This window comes from Afipia sp. GW823-FHT06G09, assembly GCF_058794875.1.
This window is the reverse complement of record NZ_JBXAHF010000001.1, coordinates 458,287-475,941: the sequence shown is the minus strand read 5'-3', so window position 1 is coordinate 475,941 and position 17,655 is coordinate 458,287. Positions and strand designations below refer to the sequence as shown.

Below are 17,655 nucleotides of genomic sequence, written 5' to 3'. Positions count from 1 at the left end.
CCGGGTTCCATCAACGGCTTAATTGCGCAGAAATTGTCCGGGAACACTCCGAGAAATCAGCGAGAAATCGCCCAGAGGGGACGTGACGCCGCAAAGATCGTTCGCTATAGAGGCGGCATACAGGGGTGTAGCTCAGTTGGTAGAGCATCGGTCTCCAAAACCGAGGGTCGCAGGTTCGAGTCCTGCCGCCCCTGCCAGATTTGACCGTATAAATACGTGTTTCTGGCCTTGGGCCCGCTCCCCGAACCTTGACCTGACGCCCGTCCCACAGTAGATAACGGCACCTGCTGCCGGCCCGCTTTGACGGATATCCGGCGCGGCATTGAAATCCCCGGACAATCGAGCCCGCTTGGCGGCTCATCCTTCAAACGAGGGTTGGGCGCAATAAACATTGGCGTGCGAGGGCTGTCCGGATTCCAGAAACAACTGAAATCACGCCAGGATACGACGTTTTCCCGGCATTATGGATGCGGACCTCAGACGATGGCTCTCAGCCCGTTCAAATTTCTGCAGGAAGTACGCTCGGAGACCGCGAAGGTCACCTGGCCGACCCGCCGCGAGACCATGATCACCACCATCATGGTGTTCATTATGGTCGCGGTGTCCTCAGTATTCTTCTTCGTCGCGGATCAGATCATTCGCGTCCTGATTACATTCCTTTTGGGCATTCAGGCCTGAGCGCGGAACCGAAACAATGAGCATGCGCTGGTACATCGTTCACGCCTATTCGAACTTCGAAAAGAAGGTCTCGGAATCGATTCGCGAGCAGGCCAAGCAGCGCGGACTTGAAGATCTCTTCGAGCAGGTGCTGGTTCCGACCGAGAAGGTCACGGAAGTGCGCCGGGGCCGCAAGATCGACGCCGAGCGCAAGTTCTTCCCGGGCTACGTGCTGGTGAAGATGAACCTCACCGACGAGGCGTTTCATCTCATCAAGAACACGCCGAAGGTGACCGGCTTCCTCGGCGCGGAAAACAAGCCGATGCCGATTTCGGAAGCCGAAGCCATGCGCATCCTGCATCAGGTGCAGGAAGGCGTGGAGCGTCCGAAGGCATCTGTGTCGTTCGAGATCGGCGAGAACGTGCGCGTGGCCGATGGTCCGTTCGCGTCGTTCTCCGGCGTGGTCGAGGAAATCGACGAGGCGCGTTCGCGCGTGAAGGTCGCGGTGTCGATCTTCGGACGTGCGACGCCGGTCGAACTGGAATTCGGTCAGGTCGAAAAGGTCTGATCGTTTCCGTCGCTGCTCCGGCAGGGACGGTGAGAATGCCGTGGGAGGAGACAGCCGGTTGCCAGCCGCCTGTCGAACCGCACCACGGTCCTGCGAAGATCCGGAATGGTCCGGGTCGTTTGAAGGAGTAAAGTATGGCGAAGAAAGTGACCGGATACCTGAAGCTTCAGGTCCCGGCCGGTGCGGCGAACCCGTCGCCACCGATCGGTCCCGCGCTTGGTCAGCGCGGCCTCAACATCATGGAATTCTGCAAGGCGTTCAACGCGCAGACGCAGAAGGAAGAAAAGAACACCCCGATCCCGGTGGTCATCACCATCTATGCGGACCGGTCGTTCACGTTTGAGATGAAGACCCCGCCGATGTCCTACTTCCTCAAGCAGGCGGCGAAGATCCAGTCCGGCTCGAAGGCGCCGGGCCGCGACGTCGCAGGCAAGGTGACCAAAGCGCAGGTGCGCGAGATCGCCGAGAAGAAGATGAAGGATCTCAATTGCGATACCGTCGAAGCGGCCATGAAGATGGTCGAGGGCTCTGCCCGTTCGATGGGTCTCCAGGTGGCGGGGTAACGATCATGGCTATTGGCAAGAAACTTGCGAAAGCCCGTGAGGGTATCGATCGTGAGCACCTCTATCCGCTCACCGATGCGGTGAAGATGGTCAAGGACCGCGCTTCGGCGAAGTTCGACGAGACCATCGAGATCGCGATCAACCTCGGTGTCGATCCGCGTCATGCCGACCAGATGGTGCGCGGCGTTGTCACCTTGCCGAACGGCACCGGCCGGACGCTGCGCGTCGGCGTGTTCGCGCGCGGCGCCAAGGCTGAGGAAGCCAAGGCTGCGGGCGCGGACGTTGTCGGTGCTGAAGACCTCGTTGAAAAGGTCCAGGGCGGCGCGATCGATTTCGATCGTTGTATCGCAACCCCGGACATGATGCCGCTGGTCGGCCGTCTTGGTAAGGTGCTCGGCCCGCGTGGCATGATGCCGAACCCGAAGATCGGCACCGTGACCATGGACATCGCCAACGCCGTCAAGGGCGCCAAGGGCGGTTCGGTCGAGTTCCGCGTCGAGAAGGCCGGGATCGTGCAGGCTGGCATCGGCAAGGCGTCGTTCTCGGCTGAGAAGCTCATCGAGAACATCAAGGCGCTCGCCGACGCAGTCGTGAAGGCGAAGCCTGCCGGCTCGAAGGGCACCTACGTTCAGCGCGTTGCGGTCTCGTCGACGATGGGTCCGGGCGTGAAAGTCGAGCCGGGCAGCCTCAACTCCTGATCGGCGACGGTTTGAATGATGTGAAGGCGGAGCGGGATAACACCGGCTCCGCCTTTTTTCTTTTTGGTCCAGTGGAAGTGCAGCGATGTCCCATCAAGTCCTGATCTACTCACAATTTCCCAAGGCGCTGATGGTGCGCATCGGCGAGCGTTACGATCTGCTGGACGGCAAGGGCAGGCCGCCGATCGAGACGTTCACGGCGGAGCAGTTGAAGCCGATCCGCGCCCTGATCACGGCGGGCGGGCAGGCGATCCCGCCGGCGGTGCTGGATACGCTGCCGTCGTTAGGGGCGATCATCTGCTATGGCACCGGCTATGACGGAGTGGATTTTGCCGAGACGAAAAAGCGCAATATCGTTGTCGGTCATTCGCCTGCGGCGAACGCAGCCTCCGTCGCAGATCTTGCGATGACCTTGATGCTGGCCGCGACACGGCGGTTGCTTCCTGCGGATGCCTATGTGCGCAGCGGAGGGTGGTCTGGAAAGCAGCCATCGCCGTCGATGCGCCCGCCGCTCGGCATGACCGGCCGCAAGATCGGTGTTTATGGCATGGGCGAGATCGGCCGGAAGATCGCCGCACGCTGCGCGGCATTCGAAACCGAAGTCGCTTACTACAGCCGCAGCAGGCACGACGTGCCTTATGCGTATCATGCGAGCCTGGAGTCGCTGGCCGAATGGTCCGACATTCTCATGGTGGCGGTGCGCGCTGGCAAAGATACCCAGCACGCCGTCAACGCGGATATTTTGAAGAAGCTCGGCCCGCAGGGCACCGTCGTGAACATTTCACGCGGGTCGGTGATCGATCAGAAGGCGCTTGTGGCAGCGCTTGAAAGCAACGCCATCGCGGGTGCCGGGCTTGATGTTTATGAAAAGGAGCCTCATGCGCCGGATACACTCACGACGCTGCCGAATGTTGTGCTGACCCCGCACATCGGCGGTCACACAGTCGAAGCGCATATCGCCATGCAGGATTGCGCGATCGCTAATCTCGATGCCTTCTTTTCAGGCAAGCAACTGCGTTATCCGGTGACGTGAAGCCGGAAAATAAAACTGTCATCATCAATGTCGTGGATGCTGACATATGTAAGAAGCCGCAACGCAAATTGCGATGCTTCGTTCCTCGCGCATTGAAAAAATTTGTATCGCCGCAGCGCACATTTGTTTGATTGCTGATTAGAACGAGTCGAATGTAGTGTTCGCCTTCGAATTTCCGAAGGAGATCCGCGATGGCGGCATTCGTACTCAAGATCAATGGCGGCGAACATCGTGTGGATGTCGACCCGCAAACACCTCTTCTCTGGGCAATCCGAGACGGCGCGGGACTGATGGGCACCAAGTACGGCTGCGGTGTCGCGCAATGCGGCGCGTGTACCGTGCATGTCGATGGTCAGCCGATGCGCTCATGCGCCCTGCCGGTGTCGGCGGTCGGCTCCAGCGAAATCACCACCATCGAAGGTCTCAAGAGCCGCGAAGCGCATGCCGTGCAAAAGGCATGGGTCGCGCTCGACGTGCCGCAATGCGGTTACTGCCAGTCCGGCCAGGTCATGAGCGCAACGTCGCTGCTCTCGCTCAATCCGAAGCCGACCGACGAGGACATCGATCTCGCAATGAACGGCAACATCTGCCGCTGCGCGACCTATGTCCGGATTCGCGCCGCGATCCACGACGCCGCCAAGTCGCTGGAGGGCTGAGCCATGAACGTTCACATCAAGAACACGGTCACCCGCGCATCCGCTCTCTCGCGCCGCTCGCTTCTGAAGGCGGGAGCGGGACTCGCGATCGGCGTTTATATCGCCAGGAGCGGCAAGGCCTTTGCGCAAGCGCCAGCCGCAGCACAGGTCAACACCACGCCGAATACGTTCCTGATCATCAAGCCCGACGACACGGTCACGGTGCTTTGCAAGCACATCGAGTTCGGTCAGGGACCTTTCACCGGCATGGCGACGCTGGTCGCCGAGGAATTGGACGCAGACTGGTCGCAGATGCGCGCCGATCATGCGCCGTCCAATCCGGTTCTCTACAAGAACCTGCTGTTCGGCGTGCAAGGCACCGGTGGCTCGAGCGCTATCGCCAATTCCTACGAGCAGATGCGCAAGGTCGGAGCGGCTGCGCGCGAAATGCTGGTGGCTGCGGCCGCCAAGGAATGGAACGTGCCCGCCGCCGAGATCACGGTCGAGAATGGCGTGATCAAGCATCCGTCGGGCAAGCAAGGCCGGTTCGGCGCGTTTGCCGAGAAGGCGAACCAGATGCCGGTGCCGGCCGATCCGAAACGGAAGGACCCGTCGCAGTTCAAGTTCATCGGCAAGGAAGGCGCGACCAAACGCCTCGACAGCGCCGAGAAGTCGAACGGCACGGCAGTGTTCACGCTCGACATCAACGAGCCGGACATGCTGACTGCGGTGATCGCGCGCGCGCCGCGCTTCGGCGCCACGGTTGCGTCATTCGACGCGACGGCGGCAAAAGCCGTGCCCGGCGTCGTCGACGTGAAGCAGGTGCCGACTGGTGTTGCGGTTTATGCCAAGGGCTTCTGGCCGGCCAAGACGGCGCGCGATCTTCTGAAGATCACATGGGACGACAGCAAGGCCGAGAAGCGCGGCACGCAGCAACTGCTGAGCGAGTTTCGCGATCTGTCGAAGACGCCGGGCAAGACCGTGAAGACGGAGGGCGATTTCGAAGCCGAAGCCGCCAAGCCGGGCGGCCGCGTCATCGAAGCCGAATTCGTGTTTCCATATCTGGCCCACGCGCCGATGGAGCCGCTGAATGCGTTCATCCACTGGCAGGGCGATACGGTTACGTCGCGCTATGGCAGCCAGTTCCCCACGCCGGATCACGCGACCATCGCGAAGATTCTTGGCGTGCCAATGGAGAAGGTCTCGCTCAAGACCATTCTCGCGGGCGGCAGTTTCGGGCGGCGGGCGCAGCAGACGGTGCATGTCGCGGCTGAACTCGCGGAGGTGGCGAAAGCCATCGGCCCCGGCAAGCCGATCAAGCTGGTCTGGACCCGCGAAGACGATATGCGCGGCGGATATTATCGTCCGTTCAGCGTGCATCGCATGCGCGGCGTGGTGCGCGATGGAAAGATCGAGGCATGGAGCGACACCATCGTCGGCCAGTCCATTATGAAGGGATCGCCGTTCGAGGCGATGACCTTCAAGGATGGCCTCGACTCGACGGCCTATGAAGGCTCGAACGAAATCCCGTACGAGGTTGCCAACTTCAAATGCGACATGCATCAGGTCGATGTCGGCGTGCCGGTGCTGTGGTGGCGTTCGGTCGGGCACACCCACACAGGCTATGCGGTCGAAGCCTTCGTCGACGAGTTGCTCGAGGCCGCCGGAAAGGACCCCGTCGAGGGACGGCTCGAGCTGATGAGCAAGAAGCCGCGCCATGCCGGCGTGCTTCGTGCGGTCGCGGAACTCGCGGACTGGAAGAATGCGAAGCTTGAGCCCGGTCGCGCACGCGGCGTCGCGGTGGTCGAGAGCTTCAATACCTTTGTCGCGCAGATCGTCGAACTGTCGATGGAGGCGGAAGGTCCGAAGGTCCACAAGGTCTGGTGTGCGGTGGACTGCGGCGTTGCCGTCAATCCGGACATCATCCGCGCGCAGATGGAGGGCGGCATCGGATTCGGCCTTGGTCACATTCTTTATGCCGAGGTGCAGATGGAAGAGGGCCGCGTGGTGCCGGGCAACTTCGATGCCTATCGCTCGCTCCGCATCAACGAGATGCCGGCGATCGAGGTCACCATCGTCAAGTCGAGCGAAAAGCCGAGCGGGGTCGGTGAACCCGGCGTGCCGCCGATCGGTCCTGCGGTCGCGAATGCTATGGCAAAGCTCGGTCAGGTGCGTCCGCGGCAACTGCCAATCGTACCGGGAGCATCGGCATGAGGTTGCTCAGGCAAGGAGTAATGGCGCTCGGAGCGGGCGCTCTCGCCGCGACGTTGCTGGCTTTCGCCGGCCCGGCATTTCGCGGTGAGGCGGATGCGGCGGTGGAACCACCGGTCAATCCGGTAAAGCTGAAGCCGGTGTCCGCTTTTGCTGACATCAAGAATCCGAATGAGCGTGCGGTCGCGCTGTTCGAGGAAGCCGGCAAGGTGATCATGTCGCCGCGCTGTATGAACTGCCATCCTGCGACGGAGCGCCCGACGCAGACCAACAAGATGATCCCGCACCAGCCGCTGGTGGTGCGCGGAGAGGGCGGCATGGGGGCGGCGGGCGGTCTCGCCTGCAACACCTGCCACCACGAAACCAACTTCGATCCCGCCGGCGTACCGGGTCATCCGCAGTGGCATCTCGCCCCGGCGGAGATGGCATGGCAGGGCAGATCGCTCGGCCAGATCTGCGAGCAGATCAAGGACCCGAAGCGCAACGACGGCAAGGACATGGCGGCGCTAGTGAAGCATATGGCCGAAGACAGCCTGGTTGGCTGGGCTTGGGCACCGGGCGCCAACCGGACCCCGGCGCCGGGAAGCCAGAAAGAGTTCGGCGATCTCATCAAGGCCTGGGCCGCTGCAGGGGCGTCCTGTCCGAAAATTGTAGCGAACACAAGAGGTTGAGCTTCGGAGCCCGGTTCGCTATGCTTCGGACAGCTTAGCCGCGCGGCCTGACCGCGCGGCTTCTGGCCCGAAAAATGCTTATGGAACTCAGAATCCCCTTGGCAAGGCGGACCTGACCCGTTAAACATTCCTTTCCGGGCGTGCTGGCTATCGCTGGCGCGTCCGTGTTCGTTTTCCGAAAATCAAACCAATAGGAGTCCATTCCTCGTCGATCATTCCGCATGGATTGCTCACAAGGAACGGAAAGCCTTTGTTTTGACAGAAGAAAACGGGCAGGGAGCTGGTTCCGGCGAAAGCCGGATGAAAGCTTCCATCCTGTCCAAGACTGCAGGTGCCTTGCCTGATCCCGCGTGGAAACGGCTTCGCTTAATCTCCTGCACAGACGGGTGAAAACCGGATTTCGTGACCCACCCCGATTCGGCGGTGGCTGCGGATTTGGTTCGAACCTCGACACCTCGTTTCGGCGAGCCGCCAGGCAGACCAGAGCGAGAGGGCAGGCTTCCGAAAATGTCGTCGTGCCCGACGTGTTGAGAGATGAATGTCTCGAGGCCAGCGGGCAGGACGATCGGTGCAACCCGGCGGTTCTGTCTCAAGCGGACCGCCAACCGGAAAGAGCTTGCTGTGGAACGAGCGGCAAAAAAAGAGGCGGTCGAAACGCTGAACGAGGTCTTCAAGACCACGGGCGTTGCGGTCGTTGCTCATTATTCCGGCCTGACCGTTGCCCAGATGCAGACTCTGCGGACGCAGATGAAGCAGGCTGGTGCCTCGGTGAAGGTCTCGAAGAACCGTCTCGCCAAAATTGCTCTGGAAGGCACGGATGTTGTTTCCATCGGCTCCCTGTTGAAGGGGCCGACCGTGATCGCGACTTCAAACGATCCGGTAGCAGCACCGAAAGTTGCCATCGAATTCGCCAAGGCGAACGAGAAGTTCGTCATCCTTGGCGGCGCGATGGGAACCACCGTCCTGAATCCCGACGCTGTGAAGGCGCTTGCCTCGCTGCCGTCGCTTGATGAACTGCGCGCGAAGATCCTCGGCCTCCTTGTGGCGCCGGCGACCAAGATCGCTCAGCTCTCCACCGCGCCTGCTGCGAAGCTGGCCCGCGTGGTTCAGGCCTATGCCTCAAAGGGTGAAGCGGCGTGACGCCATTCTCCATCTCAACTGGTTCGAACTGATACGCTGAAGGAAAGTTAAAATGGCTGATTTGCAAAAGATCGTGGACGACCTCTCGAGCCTCACGGTTCTCGAGGCTGCTGAACTCGCGAAGCTTCTCGAAGAGAAGTGGGGCGTTTCGGCTGCTGCCGCTGTTGCGGTTGCTGCTCCTGCCGCTGGCGGTGGTGGTGCTGCTGCCGCTGAAGAGAAGACCGAGTTCTCGGTTGTTCTCGCTTCGGCTGGCGACAAGAAGATCGAAGTCATCAAGGAAGTCCGCGCCATCACCGGCCTGGGCCTCAAGGAAGCCAAGGACCTCGTCGAAGGCGCACCGAAGCCCGTCAAGGACGGCGTTGCCAAGGACGAAGCCGAGAAGATCAAGGCTCAGCTCGAGAAGGCTGGCGCCAAGGTCGAACTCAAGTAAGTCGTTATGTTTCCCGGCCGGTCCTTCGGGGCCGGCCGGACACTTTAATGTGTGACGGTTCGATGATTGACCCCCTCGAATCGCCGCGATGACCGCCTACATAGGCGGAGGCACGAAAGGACGGATCGCCCTTTGAAACCCGGATCGATTTCAAGGCGGGACGTTGGGAGACGAGATATTTCGGGCTTTAACAGGCCGTAGGGATTGTTTTGACGGGCAGAGCGCCACTAACGCTCCGCGCGTCATTTTGCGTCTTGAGATTCGGAACGGGAAAGCCCGCCGCCTGAAGCTCGGATGCCGCGAGGCCGGGACGGTTGTCCGGGCGATTTGAAATTCAACCCGGATGCGGTGCCCATCGCACTCCGGAAGCGGCCGCCAGTCAAGGGCGGCAAAAATGAGAGGCCACGATGGCGCAGCAGACGTTCACCGGTCGCAAGCGAGTTCGCAAGTTTTTCGGACACATCAAGGAAGTTGCCGAGATGCCGAACCTCATCGAGGTTCAGAAGGCGTCTTACGACCAGTTCCTGATGGTGGACGAGCCTCAGGGCGGACGGCTTGATGAAGGCTTGCAGGCGGTTTTCCGCTCGGTGTTCCCGATCAACGACTTCTCGGGAACCTCGCAGCTTGAGTTCGTTCGTTATGAATTCGAGCAGCCGAAGTATGACGTCGACGAGTGCCGCCAGCGCGGCATGACGTTCGCTGCGCCGCTCAAGGTGACGCTGCGCCTCATCGTGTTCGATATCGACGAAGAAACCGGCGCCAAGTCCGTCAAGGACATCAAGGAGCAGGACGTCTACATGGGCGACATTCCGCTCATGACGATGAACGGCACCTTCGTGGTCAACGGCACCGAGCGCGTCATCGTCTCGCAGATGCACCGTTCGCCGGGCGTGTTCTTCGATCACGACAAGGGCAAGACCCATTCGTCGGGCAAGCTGCTGTTTGCCGCGCGCGTGATTCCATACCGCGGTTCGTGGCTCGACATCGAGTTCGATGCCAAGGACATCGTGTTCGCGCGTATCGACCGCCGCCGCAAGATTCCGGTGACGTCGCTGATGTTCGCCCTCGGTCTCGACGGCGAAGAAATCCTGTCGACCTTCTACAAGAAGATTCAGTACAAGCGGATCAAGGAAGGCTGGCGCGTGCCGTTCGTCGCCGACCGCTTCCGCGGCTACTCGACGATCAACGACCTGATCGATGCCGATAGCGGCAAGGTCGTGCTCGAAGCCGGCAAGAAGCTGACCGTCCGTACGGCGCGCCAGCTCCAGGAAAAGGGCCTCAAGGCGCTGCGCCTGTCCGACGATGAACTCGTCGGCATGTACCTCGCCGAGGATCTGGTGAACCCGAAGACCGGCGAAATCCACGCCGAAGCCGGCGAGGAAATCACCGAAAAGCTGCTGAAGGCGCTGAACGAGCAGGGCTACAAGGAGCTGCCGCTGCTCGACATCGACCACGTCAACATCGGCCCCTACATCCGCAACACGCTCTCTGCCGACAAGAACATGACGCGTGAAGACGCGCTGTTCGACATCTACCGCGTGATGCGTCCGGGTGAGCCGCCGACGCTCGATTCCGCGCAGGCCATGTTCCAGTCGCTGTTCTTCGACGCGGAGCGCTACGACCTGTCGGCCGTCGGCCGCGTGAAGATGAACATGCGTCTCGAACTCGATGCGCCGGACACCATGCGCACGCTGCGCAAGGAAGACATCCTGGCCGTCATCAAGACGCTGGTCGACCTGCGCGACGGCAAGGGCGAAATCGACGACATCGACCACCTCGGCAACCGCCGTGTGCGTTCGGTCGGCGAGTTGATGGAGAACCAGTACCGTATCGGTCTGCTGCGCATGGAGCGCGCGATCAAGGAGCGCATGTCGTCGGTCGATATCGACACCGTCATGCCGCAGGATCTGATCAACGCGAAGCCTGCCGCTGCCGCCGTGCGCGAGTTCTTCGGCTCGTCGCAGCTCTCGCAGTTCATGGACCAGACCAACCCGCTGTCGGAAATCACCCACAAGCGCCGTCTCTCGGCGCTTGGACCGGGCGGTCTGACGCGCGAACGCGCGGGCTTCGAGGTCCGCGACGTGCATCCGACGCACTACGGCCGTATCTGCCCGATTGAGACGCCGGAAGGCCCGAACATCGGTCTGATCAACTCGCTCGCGACCTTCGCGCGCGTGAACAAGTACGGCTTCGTGGAAACGCCTTACCGCAAGGTCAAGGACGGCCGCGTGACCGACGATGTGGTTTATCTCTCCGCGATGGAAGAGGGCCGCTACCGCGTCGCTCAGGCGAACGTGCCGCTCGATAACAAGGGCCGCTTCACCGATGACCTGGTGATCTGCCGTCACGCCGGCGAAGTTCTGCAACTGCCGCCGGACCGCGTCGACTACATGGACGTGTCGCCGAAGCAGCTCGTTTCGGTCGCTGCGGCGCTGATCCCGTTCCTTGAGAACGACGACGCCAACCGCGCGCTGATGGGCTCGAACATGCAGCGTCAGGCCGTGCCTCTGGTGCGCGCCGAAGCGCCGTTCGTCGGCACCGGCATGGAAGGCGTCGTGGCCCGTGACTCGGGCGCTGCGATCGCTGCCCGCCGCACCGGCGTGATCGACCAGATCGACGCGACCCGTATCGTGATCCGCGCGACGGAAGATCTCGATCCGACCAAGTCGGGCGTCGATATCTACCGCCTGATGAAGTACCAGCGCTCGAACCAGTCGACCTGCATCAACCAGCGTCCGCTGGTGAAGGTGGGCGATCAGGTCAAGAAGGGCGACATCATCGCTGACGGTCCGTCGACCGATCTCGGCGAACTCGCGCTCGGCCGAAACGTGCTCGTCGCGTTCATGCCGTGGAACGGCTACAACTTCGAAGACTCGATCCTGCTCTCCGAGCGGATCGTGAAGGACGACGTCTTCACCTCGATCCACATCGAGGAATTCGAAGTCATGGCCCGCGACACCAAGCTCGGACCTGAGGAAATCACCCGCGACATTCCGAACGTTTCGGAAGAAGCGCTGAAGAACCTCGACGAAGCCGGCATCGTGTACATCGGCGCGGAAGTCCGCGCCGGCGACATCCTCTGCGGCAAGATCACCCCGAAGGGCGAAAGCCCGATGACGCCGGAAGAAAAGCTTCTGCGCGCCATCTTCGGTGAAAAGGCCTCCGACGTTCGCGACACCTCGCTGCGCGTGCCTCCGGGCGTGCAGGGCACGATCGTGGAAGTCCGCGTGTTCAACCGCCACGGCGTCGACAAGGACGAGCGTGCGCTGGCGATCGAGCGGGAAGAGATCGAGCGTCTTGCCAAGGACCGCGACGACGAACAGGCGATTCTCGACCGTAACGTTTACGGCCGTCTTGCTGACCTGCTCGAAAACCGCCAGGGCATTGCTGGCCCGAAGGGCTTCAAGAAGGACACCAAGATCACCCGTGCGGTGCTCGAGGAATATCCAAAGTCGCAGTGGTGGCAGTTCGCATCGCCGAACGACAAGCTGATGGCTGAAATCGAAGCCATGCGGAAGCAGTACGACGAATCGAAGAAGGGCCTTGAACAGCGCTTCCTCGACAAGGTCGAGAAGCTGCAGCGCGGCGACGAGCTGCCGCCCGGCGTGATGAAGATGGTCAAGGTCTTCGTCGCGGTGAAGCGCAAGATCCAGCCTGGCGACAAGATGGCCGGACGTCACGGCAACAAGGGCGTGGTGTCGAAGATCGTGCCGATCGAAGACATGCCGTTCCTCGAAGACGGAACGCATGCGGACATCGTGCTCAATCCGCTCGGCGTGCCGTCGCGCATGAACGTCGGCCAGATTCTCGAAACGCACCTCGGCTGGGCCTGTGCGGGCCTCGGCAAGCGGATCGGGCAGGCTGCGGAAGCCTACTGGTCGAAGCAGGACCTCAAGCCGCTCAAGGAGACCTTGAAGAAGGTCTACGGCGACGACGAGACCATCAAGACGCTGAACGACCAGGAGCTGCTCGAGCTGGCGCGCAACCTCAAGCCCGGCGTGCCGATCGCAACGCCGGTGTTCGACGGCGCCAAGGAGAAGGACATCGAGGATATGCTCGACCTCGCCGGCATGAACAAGTCCGGCCAGTCGGTTGTCTACGATGGACGCACCGGCGACCAGTTCGATCGCAACGTGACGGTGGGCTACATCTATATGCTCAAGCTGCACCATCTCGTGGACGACAAGATCCACGCGCGTTCGATCGGTCCTTACTCGCTCGTGACCCAGCAGCCGCTGGGCGGCAAGGCGCAGTTCGGCGGACAGCGTTTCGGCGAAATGGAAGTGTGGGCGCTCGAGGCTTACGGCGCGGCGTACACGCTCCAGGAAATGCTGACCGTGAAGTCGGACGACGTGGCCGGCCGTACCAAGGTGTACGAGGCCATCGTGCGCGGCGACGACACGTTCGAAGCGGGTATCCCGGAGTCGTTCAACGTGCTGGTCAAGGAAATGCGCTCGCTCGGCCTCAACGTCGACCTGCACAATTCCAAGCTGGGTCCGACGCCGACGTCCGAAGCGGCCGAGTAATCAAGATTTCATGCCCGGCTCATGCAGCCGGGCATCCGCGCCTTGTCTGAACGTCGGGCAGGGCGCGAGACAACTGACAAGTTTCGAATTTGCTGCCGGTGACGATCGGCACGCGAGGAGAAGACGATGAACCAAGAAATTATGAATCTCTTCAATCCGACGACTCCGGCCCAGGTCTTCGACCAGATCCGGATTTCGATCGCATCGCCTGAGAAGATTCTGTCGTGGTCCTACGGCGAGATCAAGAAGCCGGAAACCATCAACTACCGCACGTTCAAGCCGGAGCGTGACGGCCTGTTCTGCGCGCGCATCTTCGGGCCGATCAAGGACTACGAATGTCTTTGCGGCAAGTACAAGCGCATGAAGTACAAGGGCATCATCTGCGAGAAGTGCTCGGTCGAAGTGACTCTGTCGCGCGTCCGGCGCGAGCGCATGGGCCACATCGAGCTGGCCGCGCCGGTTGCCCACATCTGGTTTCTGAAGTCACTGCCGTCGCGCATCGGCCTTCTGCTCGACATGACGCTGAAGGATCTCGAGCGGATTCTCTATTTCGAATACTACGTCGTTCTCGAGCCGGGTCTGACCGCGCTCAAGGACCGTCAGCTGCTGTCGGAAGAAGAGTATCTCCGCGCCCAGGACGAATACGGCCAGGACAGCTTCACCGCCATGATCGGCGCGGAAGCGATCCGCGAACTGCTGAAGGGTCTCGAGCTTGAGAAGCTCGAAGGCCAGCTTCGTGCCGAGATGGGCGAGACCGAGTCCGACATCAAGCACAAGAAGCTCGCCAAGCGCCTGAAGATCGTCGAAGCCTTCCGCGTATCCGGCAACAAGCCGGAGTGGATGATCATGACCGTGGTGCCGGTGATTCCGCCGGACCTGCGTCCGCTGGTGCCGCTCGACGGCGGCCGCTTCGCGACCTCCGACCTGAACGACCTGTACCGCCGCGTCATCAACCGCAACAACCGCCTGAAGCGGCTGATGGAGCTGCGCGCGCCGGACATCATCATCCGCAACGAAAAGCGCATGTTGCAGGAGGCCGTCGACGCACTGTTCGACAACGGCCGCCGCGGCCGCGTCATCACCGGCGCCAACAAGCGCCCGCTGAAGTCGCTCGCCGACATGCTCAAGGGCAAGCAGGGCCGCTTCCGTCAGAACCTGCTCGGCAAGCGCGTCGACTACTCCGGCCGTTCGGTCATCGTGGTCGGTCCGGAGCTGCGCCTGCATCAGTGCGGCCTGCCGAAGAAGATGGCGCTCGAACTGTTCAAGCCGTTCATCTACTCGCGGCTCGACGCCAAGGGCCTGTCCACCACCGTCAAGCAGGCGAAGAAGCTCGTTGAAAAAGAGCGTCCCGAGGTCTGGGACATCCTCGACGAGGTCATTCGCGAGCATCCGGTGCTGTTGAACCGCGCGCCGACGCTGCATCGTCTCGGCATTCAGGCGTTCGAGCCTGTGCTGATCGAGGGCAAGGCGATCCAGCTTCATCCGCTGGTCTGCGCCGCGTTCAACGCCGACTTCGACGGCGACCAGATGGCCGTGCACGTTCCGCTGTCGCTCGAAGCGCAGTTGGAAGCGCGCGTGCTGATGATGTCGACCAACAACATCCTGCATCCGGCGAACGGTCAGCCGATCATCGTGCCGTCGCAGGACATCGTGCTCGGCCTGTATTACCTCTCGATCATGCGTGAGGGTCTGCAGGGCGAGGGCAAGGTCTACCGCGACATGGCGGAGATCGAGCACGCGCTGTTCTCGAAGGTCATCCACCTGCACACCAAGATCAAGTACCGGTGGACCGGCGTCGACGAGGAAGGCAAGACGATCTCGAAGATCTACGACACCACCGCCGGCCGCGTCATGCTCGGCCAGGTTCTGCCGAAGCACGGCAAGGTGCCGTTCGACACCATCAACAAGCTGATGACGAAGCGCGAAATCTCGGGCGTGATCGATCAGGTGTACCGTCACTGCGGTCAGAAGGAGACTGTGATCTTCTGCGACCGCATCATGGCGCTCGGCTTCTACAACGCCTTCAAGGCGGGCATTTCGTTCGGCAAGGACGACATGGTCGTGCCGAACGGCAAGTGGAAGATCGTCGATGACACCCGCACGATGGCGAAGGACTTCGAGCAGCAGTACAACGACGGCCTGATCACTCAGGGCGAGAAGTACAACAAGGTGGTCGACGCCTGGGCGAAAGCCTCGGAGAAGATCGCCGAGCAGATGATGAAGGAAATTTCGTCCGTCAAGAAGAACGCGAAGGGCGAAGATTCCCAGATCAACTCGATCTACATGATGGCTCACTCGGGCGCGCGTGGTTCGCCGGCCCAGATGCGTCAGCTCGCCGGCATGCGCGGCCTGATGGCCAAGCCGGACGGCTCGATCATCGAAACGCCGATCGTGTCGAACTTCAAGGAAGGCCTGACGGTTATGGAGTACTTCAACTCCACCCACGGCGCCCGTAAGGGCCTCGCGGATACGGCGTTGAAGACCGCGAACTCGGGCTATCTCACCCGCCGTCTGGTGGACGTGGCGCAGGACTGCATCATCACGCAGGACGATTGCGGCACCAAGCTCGGCATCAAGATGCGCGCCATCATCGACGCAGGCACGGTCGTTGCTTCGCTGGCTTCGCGTATTCTCGGTCGCACCGCGGGCGAGGACCTGCGCGATCCGGCGACCAACAAGGTCGTCGTCAAGCGCGGCACGCTGATGGAGGAGACTCACGTCGACGCCATCCAGCAGGCCGGCATCCAGGAAGTGAAGATCCGCTCGGCGCTGACCTGCGAACTGGTCAACGGCATCTGCGGCAAGTGCTACGGGCGCGATCTCGCCCGCGGTACGCCCGTCAATCACGGCGAAGCTGTCGGCGTCATCGCCGCGCAGTCGATCGGCGAGCCGGGCACGCAGCTCACCATGCGCACGTTCCACATCGGCGGTGCGGCGCAGATCAACGAGCAGTCGTTCATCGAGTCGAACTTCGAGGGTAAGGTCGTCATCAAGAACAAGGCGATCGCAACCAACAGCGAAGGCTTCAATGTTGCAATGGTCCGCAACATGGTCGTCGCGGTTGTCGATGCCGACGGCACCGAGCGTGCGACGCATCGCATTCAGTACGGCGCGCGCATGCGTGTCGAGGAAGGCGATATGATCAAGCGCGGCCAGCGCATCGCGGAGTGGGATCCGTATACCCGTCCCATTCTCACCGAAGTCGAAGGCACGATCGGTTTCGAGGATCTGGTCGAAGGCCAGTCGATCTCGGAAACGCTCGACGAATCGACGGGCATCGCCAAGCGCGTGGTTATCGACTGGCGTACGACCGGCCGTGGCGCGGACCTGCGTCCTGCCATCGTCGTGAAGGGCAAGGACGGCAAGGTGCTGAAGCTGCCGCGCGGCGGTGACGCCCGCTACATGCTGTCGGTGGACGCCATTCTGTCGGTGGACGTGAACGCCAAGGTGAAGGCGGGTGACATCCTCGCGCGTATCTCGACGGAGAGCGCGAAGACCCGCGACATCACCGGCGGTCTGCCGCGCGTCGCGGAACTGTTCGAAGCCCGCAAGCCGAAGGATGCCGCGATCATCGCGGAAATCGCCGGCACGATCCGCTTCGGCCGCGACTACAAGAACAAGCGCCGCATTTCGATCGAGCCTGTCGACAAGAACGAGGAGACTCGCGAGTACCTCATTCCGAAGGGCAAGCACATCCATCTGCAGGACGGCGACATCGTCGAAAAGGGCGATTTCATCGTCGAAGGCAATCCGGCGCCGCACGACATCCTGGCGATCAAGGGCATCGAGGAACTCGCTGCCTATCTGGTCAACGAAATCCAGGAAGTTTACCGGCTCCAGGGCGTGCTCATCAACGACAAGCACATCGAAGTGATTGTCCGTCAGATGTTGCAGAAGGTCGAGATCACCGATCAGGGCGAGACCGACATGATCTCGGGCGAGCAGGTCGACAAGATCGAGTTCGACCAGCTCAACGCCAAGGCGAAGGACGAGGGCAAGAAGCCCGCGACCGGAACTCCGGTGCTGCTCGGCATCACCAAGGCGAGCCTCCAGACGCGGTCGTTCTTCTCGGCAGCGTCGTTCCAGGAGACCACTCGCGTGCTCACCGAAGCTGCCGTCAACGGCAAGGTGGACCCGCTGGAAGGCCTCAAGGAGAACGTCATTGTCGGTCGCCTGATTCCGGCCGGTACCGGTGCTTCGATGGCGAAGATCCGCGAAGTCGCGACCAAGCGCGACAAGCTGATCCTCGACGAGCGCGAGAAGCAGGCGGCGATTACACCTGCGGCTCCGGAAGCGGAACCGCTGGCTCTGCCGCCGGCGGAGTAATTCCGCAGCACATGACATATGTCATATGATGAAAGGGCCGCCCCGAAAGGGCGGCCTTTTTGTTACGGTAGCGGACTTTTCAACGGCCCCACGTGTTTACGCTTATGTGATCCTCCTCACACAGGCGTTTGGAATACAGTGCTATTTTTAAAGTACTATATTTGACGCTTTTGACGCCTTACGTCCTTGCGAGGCCC

12 protein-coding genes and 1 tRNA gene are annotated in these 17,655 nt (G+C 61.5%); all 13 read left to right on the top strand.

What is annotated here, in order from left to right:
- Positions 1-121 precede the first annotated feature (121 nt).
- The 13 genes from AC1Q67_RS02360 to rpoC all read left to right on the top strand — a co-directional run bounded on the left by AC1Q67_RS02360 (position 122) and on the right by rpoC (position 17,458).
- Positions 122-197: transfer RNA gene (locus AC1Q67_RS02360), tRNA-Trp, on the top strand.
- Positions 198-483: 286 nt separating this feature from the next.
- On the top strand, positions 484-678 hold the full coding sequence (gene secE, locus AC1Q67_RS02355; RefSeq protein WP_024574987.1) for a preprotein translocase subunit SecE: 195 nt from the start codon (positions 484-486) through the stop codon (positions 676-678).
- 16 nt (positions 679-694) lie between these two features.
- Positions 695-1,225, top strand: a complete 531-nt coding sequence (nusG, locus tag AC1Q67_RS02350; RefSeq protein WP_006021087.1) for a transcription termination/antitermination protein NusG — start codon at positions 695-697, stop codon at positions 1,223-1,225.
- Between the two features lie 134 nt (positions 1,226-1,359).
- Positions 1,360-1,788 (top strand): 50S ribosomal protein L11, encoded by a 429-nt coding sequence (gene rplK / locus AC1Q67_RS02345; RefSeq protein WP_002712322.1) that lies wholly within the window; start codon positions 1,360-1,362, stop codon positions 1,786-1,788.
- Positions 1,789-1,793: 5 nt separating this feature from the next.
- Positions 1,794-2,486 carry a 50S ribosomal protein L1 gene (gene rplA / locus AC1Q67_RS02340; protein ID WP_492235349.1) on the top strand — a complete coding sequence of 231 codons (693 nt, stop codon included), beginning with the start codon at positions 1,794-1,796 and terminating at the stop codon, positions 2,484-2,486.
- Positions 2,487-2,571: 85 nt separating this feature from the next.
- Positions 2,572-3,519, top strand: a complete 948-nt coding sequence (locus tag AC1Q67_RS02335) for a 2-hydroxyacid dehydrogenase (RefSeq protein ID WP_492235350.1) — start codon at positions 2,572-2,574, stop codon at positions 3,517-3,519.
- A 191-nt stretch (positions 3,520-3,710) separates the two neighbouring features.
- Positions 3,711-4,175: a (2Fe-2S)-binding protein gene (locus AC1Q67_RS02330; protein WP_492235351.1), complete on the top strand. Its 465-nt coding sequence runs from the start codon at positions 3,711-3,713 to the stop codon at positions 4,173-4,175.
- A 3-nt stretch (positions 4,176-4,178) separates the two neighbouring features.
- Positions 4,179-6,368 carry a xanthine dehydrogenase family protein molybdopterin-binding subunit gene (locus AC1Q67_RS02325; RefSeq protein WP_492235352.1) on the top strand — a complete coding sequence of 730 codons (2,190 nt, stop codon included), beginning with the start codon at positions 4,179-4,181 and terminating at the stop codon, positions 6,366-6,368.
- The gene (locus AC1Q67_RS02320) at positions 6,365-7,036 is read left to right on the top strand and encodes an Isoquinoline 1-oxidoreductase subunit (protein WP_492235353.1); all 672 of its coding nucleotides are present in this window, start codon (positions 6,365-6,367) and stop codon (positions 7,034-7,036) included. Before AC1Q67_RS02325 ends, AC1Q67_RS02320 begins: the two co-directional genes overlap by 4 nt.
- A gap of 621 nt (positions 7,037-7,657) precedes the next feature.
- Positions 7,658-8,176, top strand: coding sequence for a 50S ribosomal protein L10 (gene rplJ / locus AC1Q67_RS02315; protein ID WP_006021081.1), 519 nt, complete (start codon positions 7,658-7,660; stop codon positions 8,174-8,176).
- 52 nt (positions 8,177-8,228) lie between these two features.
- Positions 8,229-8,606, top strand: coding sequence for a 50S ribosomal protein L7/L12 (gene rplL / locus AC1Q67_RS02310; RefSeq protein WP_006021080.1), 378 nt, complete (start codon positions 8,229-8,231; stop codon positions 8,604-8,606).
- 407 nt (positions 8,607-9,013) lie between these two features.
- Positions 9,014-13,132 carry a DNA-directed RNA polymerase subunit beta gene (rpoB, locus tag AC1Q67_RS02305; RefSeq protein WP_024574993.1) on the top strand — a complete coding sequence of 1,373 codons (4,119 nt, stop codon included), beginning with the start codon at positions 9,014-9,016 and terminating at the stop codon, positions 13,130-13,132.
- 126 nt (positions 13,133-13,258) lie between these two features.
- Positions 13,259-17,458, top strand: coding sequence for a DNA-directed RNA polymerase subunit beta' (rpoC, locus tag AC1Q67_RS02300; RefSeq protein WP_024574994.1), 4,200 nt, complete (start codon positions 13,259-13,261; stop codon positions 17,456-17,458).
- Positions 17,459-17,655 lie beyond the last annotated feature (197 nt).

Excerpts from the sequence above, each read along its gene's own strand:
- AC1Q67_RS02325 (WP_492235352.1), top strand. The coding sequence starts at position 4,179 with ATGAACGTTCACATCAAGAACACGGTCACCCGCGCATCCGCTCTCTCG.
- rplL (WP_006021080.1), top strand. The coding sequence starts at position 8,229 with ATGGCTGATTTGCAAAAGATCGTGGACGACCTCTCGAGCCTCACGGTT.
- rpoC (WP_024574994.1), top strand. The coding sequence starts at position 13,259 with ATGAACCAAGAAATTATGAATCTCTTCAATCCGACGACTCCGGCCCAG.
- AC1Q67_RS02330 (WP_492235351.1), top strand. The coding sequence starts at position 3,711 with ATGGCGGCATTCGTACTCAAGATCAATGGCGGCGAACATCGTGTGGAT.
- nusG (WP_006021087.1), top strand. The coding sequence starts at position 695 with ATGAGCATGCGCTGGTACATCGTTCACGCCTATTCGAACTTCGAAAAG.
- AC1Q67_RS02335 (WP_492235350.1), top strand. The coding sequence starts at position 2,572 with ATGTCCCATCAAGTCCTGATCTACTCACAATTTCCCAAGGCGCTGATG.
- rplK (WP_002712322.1), top strand. The coding sequence starts at position 1,360 with ATGGCGAAGAAAGTGACCGGATACCTGAAGCTTCAGGTCCCGGCCGGT.
- secE (WP_024574987.1), top strand. The coding sequence starts at position 484 with ATGGCTCTCAGCCCGTTCAAATTTCTGCAGGAAGTACGCTCGGAGACC.
- rplA (WP_492235349.1), top strand. The coding sequence starts at position 1,794 with ATGGCTATTGGCAAGAAACTTGCGAAAGCCCGTGAGGGTATCGATCGT.
- AC1Q67_RS02320 (WP_492235353.1), top strand. The coding sequence starts at position 6,365 with ATGAGGTTGCTCAGGCAAGGAGTAATGGCGCTCGGAGCGGGCGCTCTC.
- rpoB (WP_024574993.1), top strand. The coding sequence starts at position 9,014 with ATGGCGCAGCAGACGTTCACCGGTCGCAAGCGAGTTCGCAAGTTTTTC.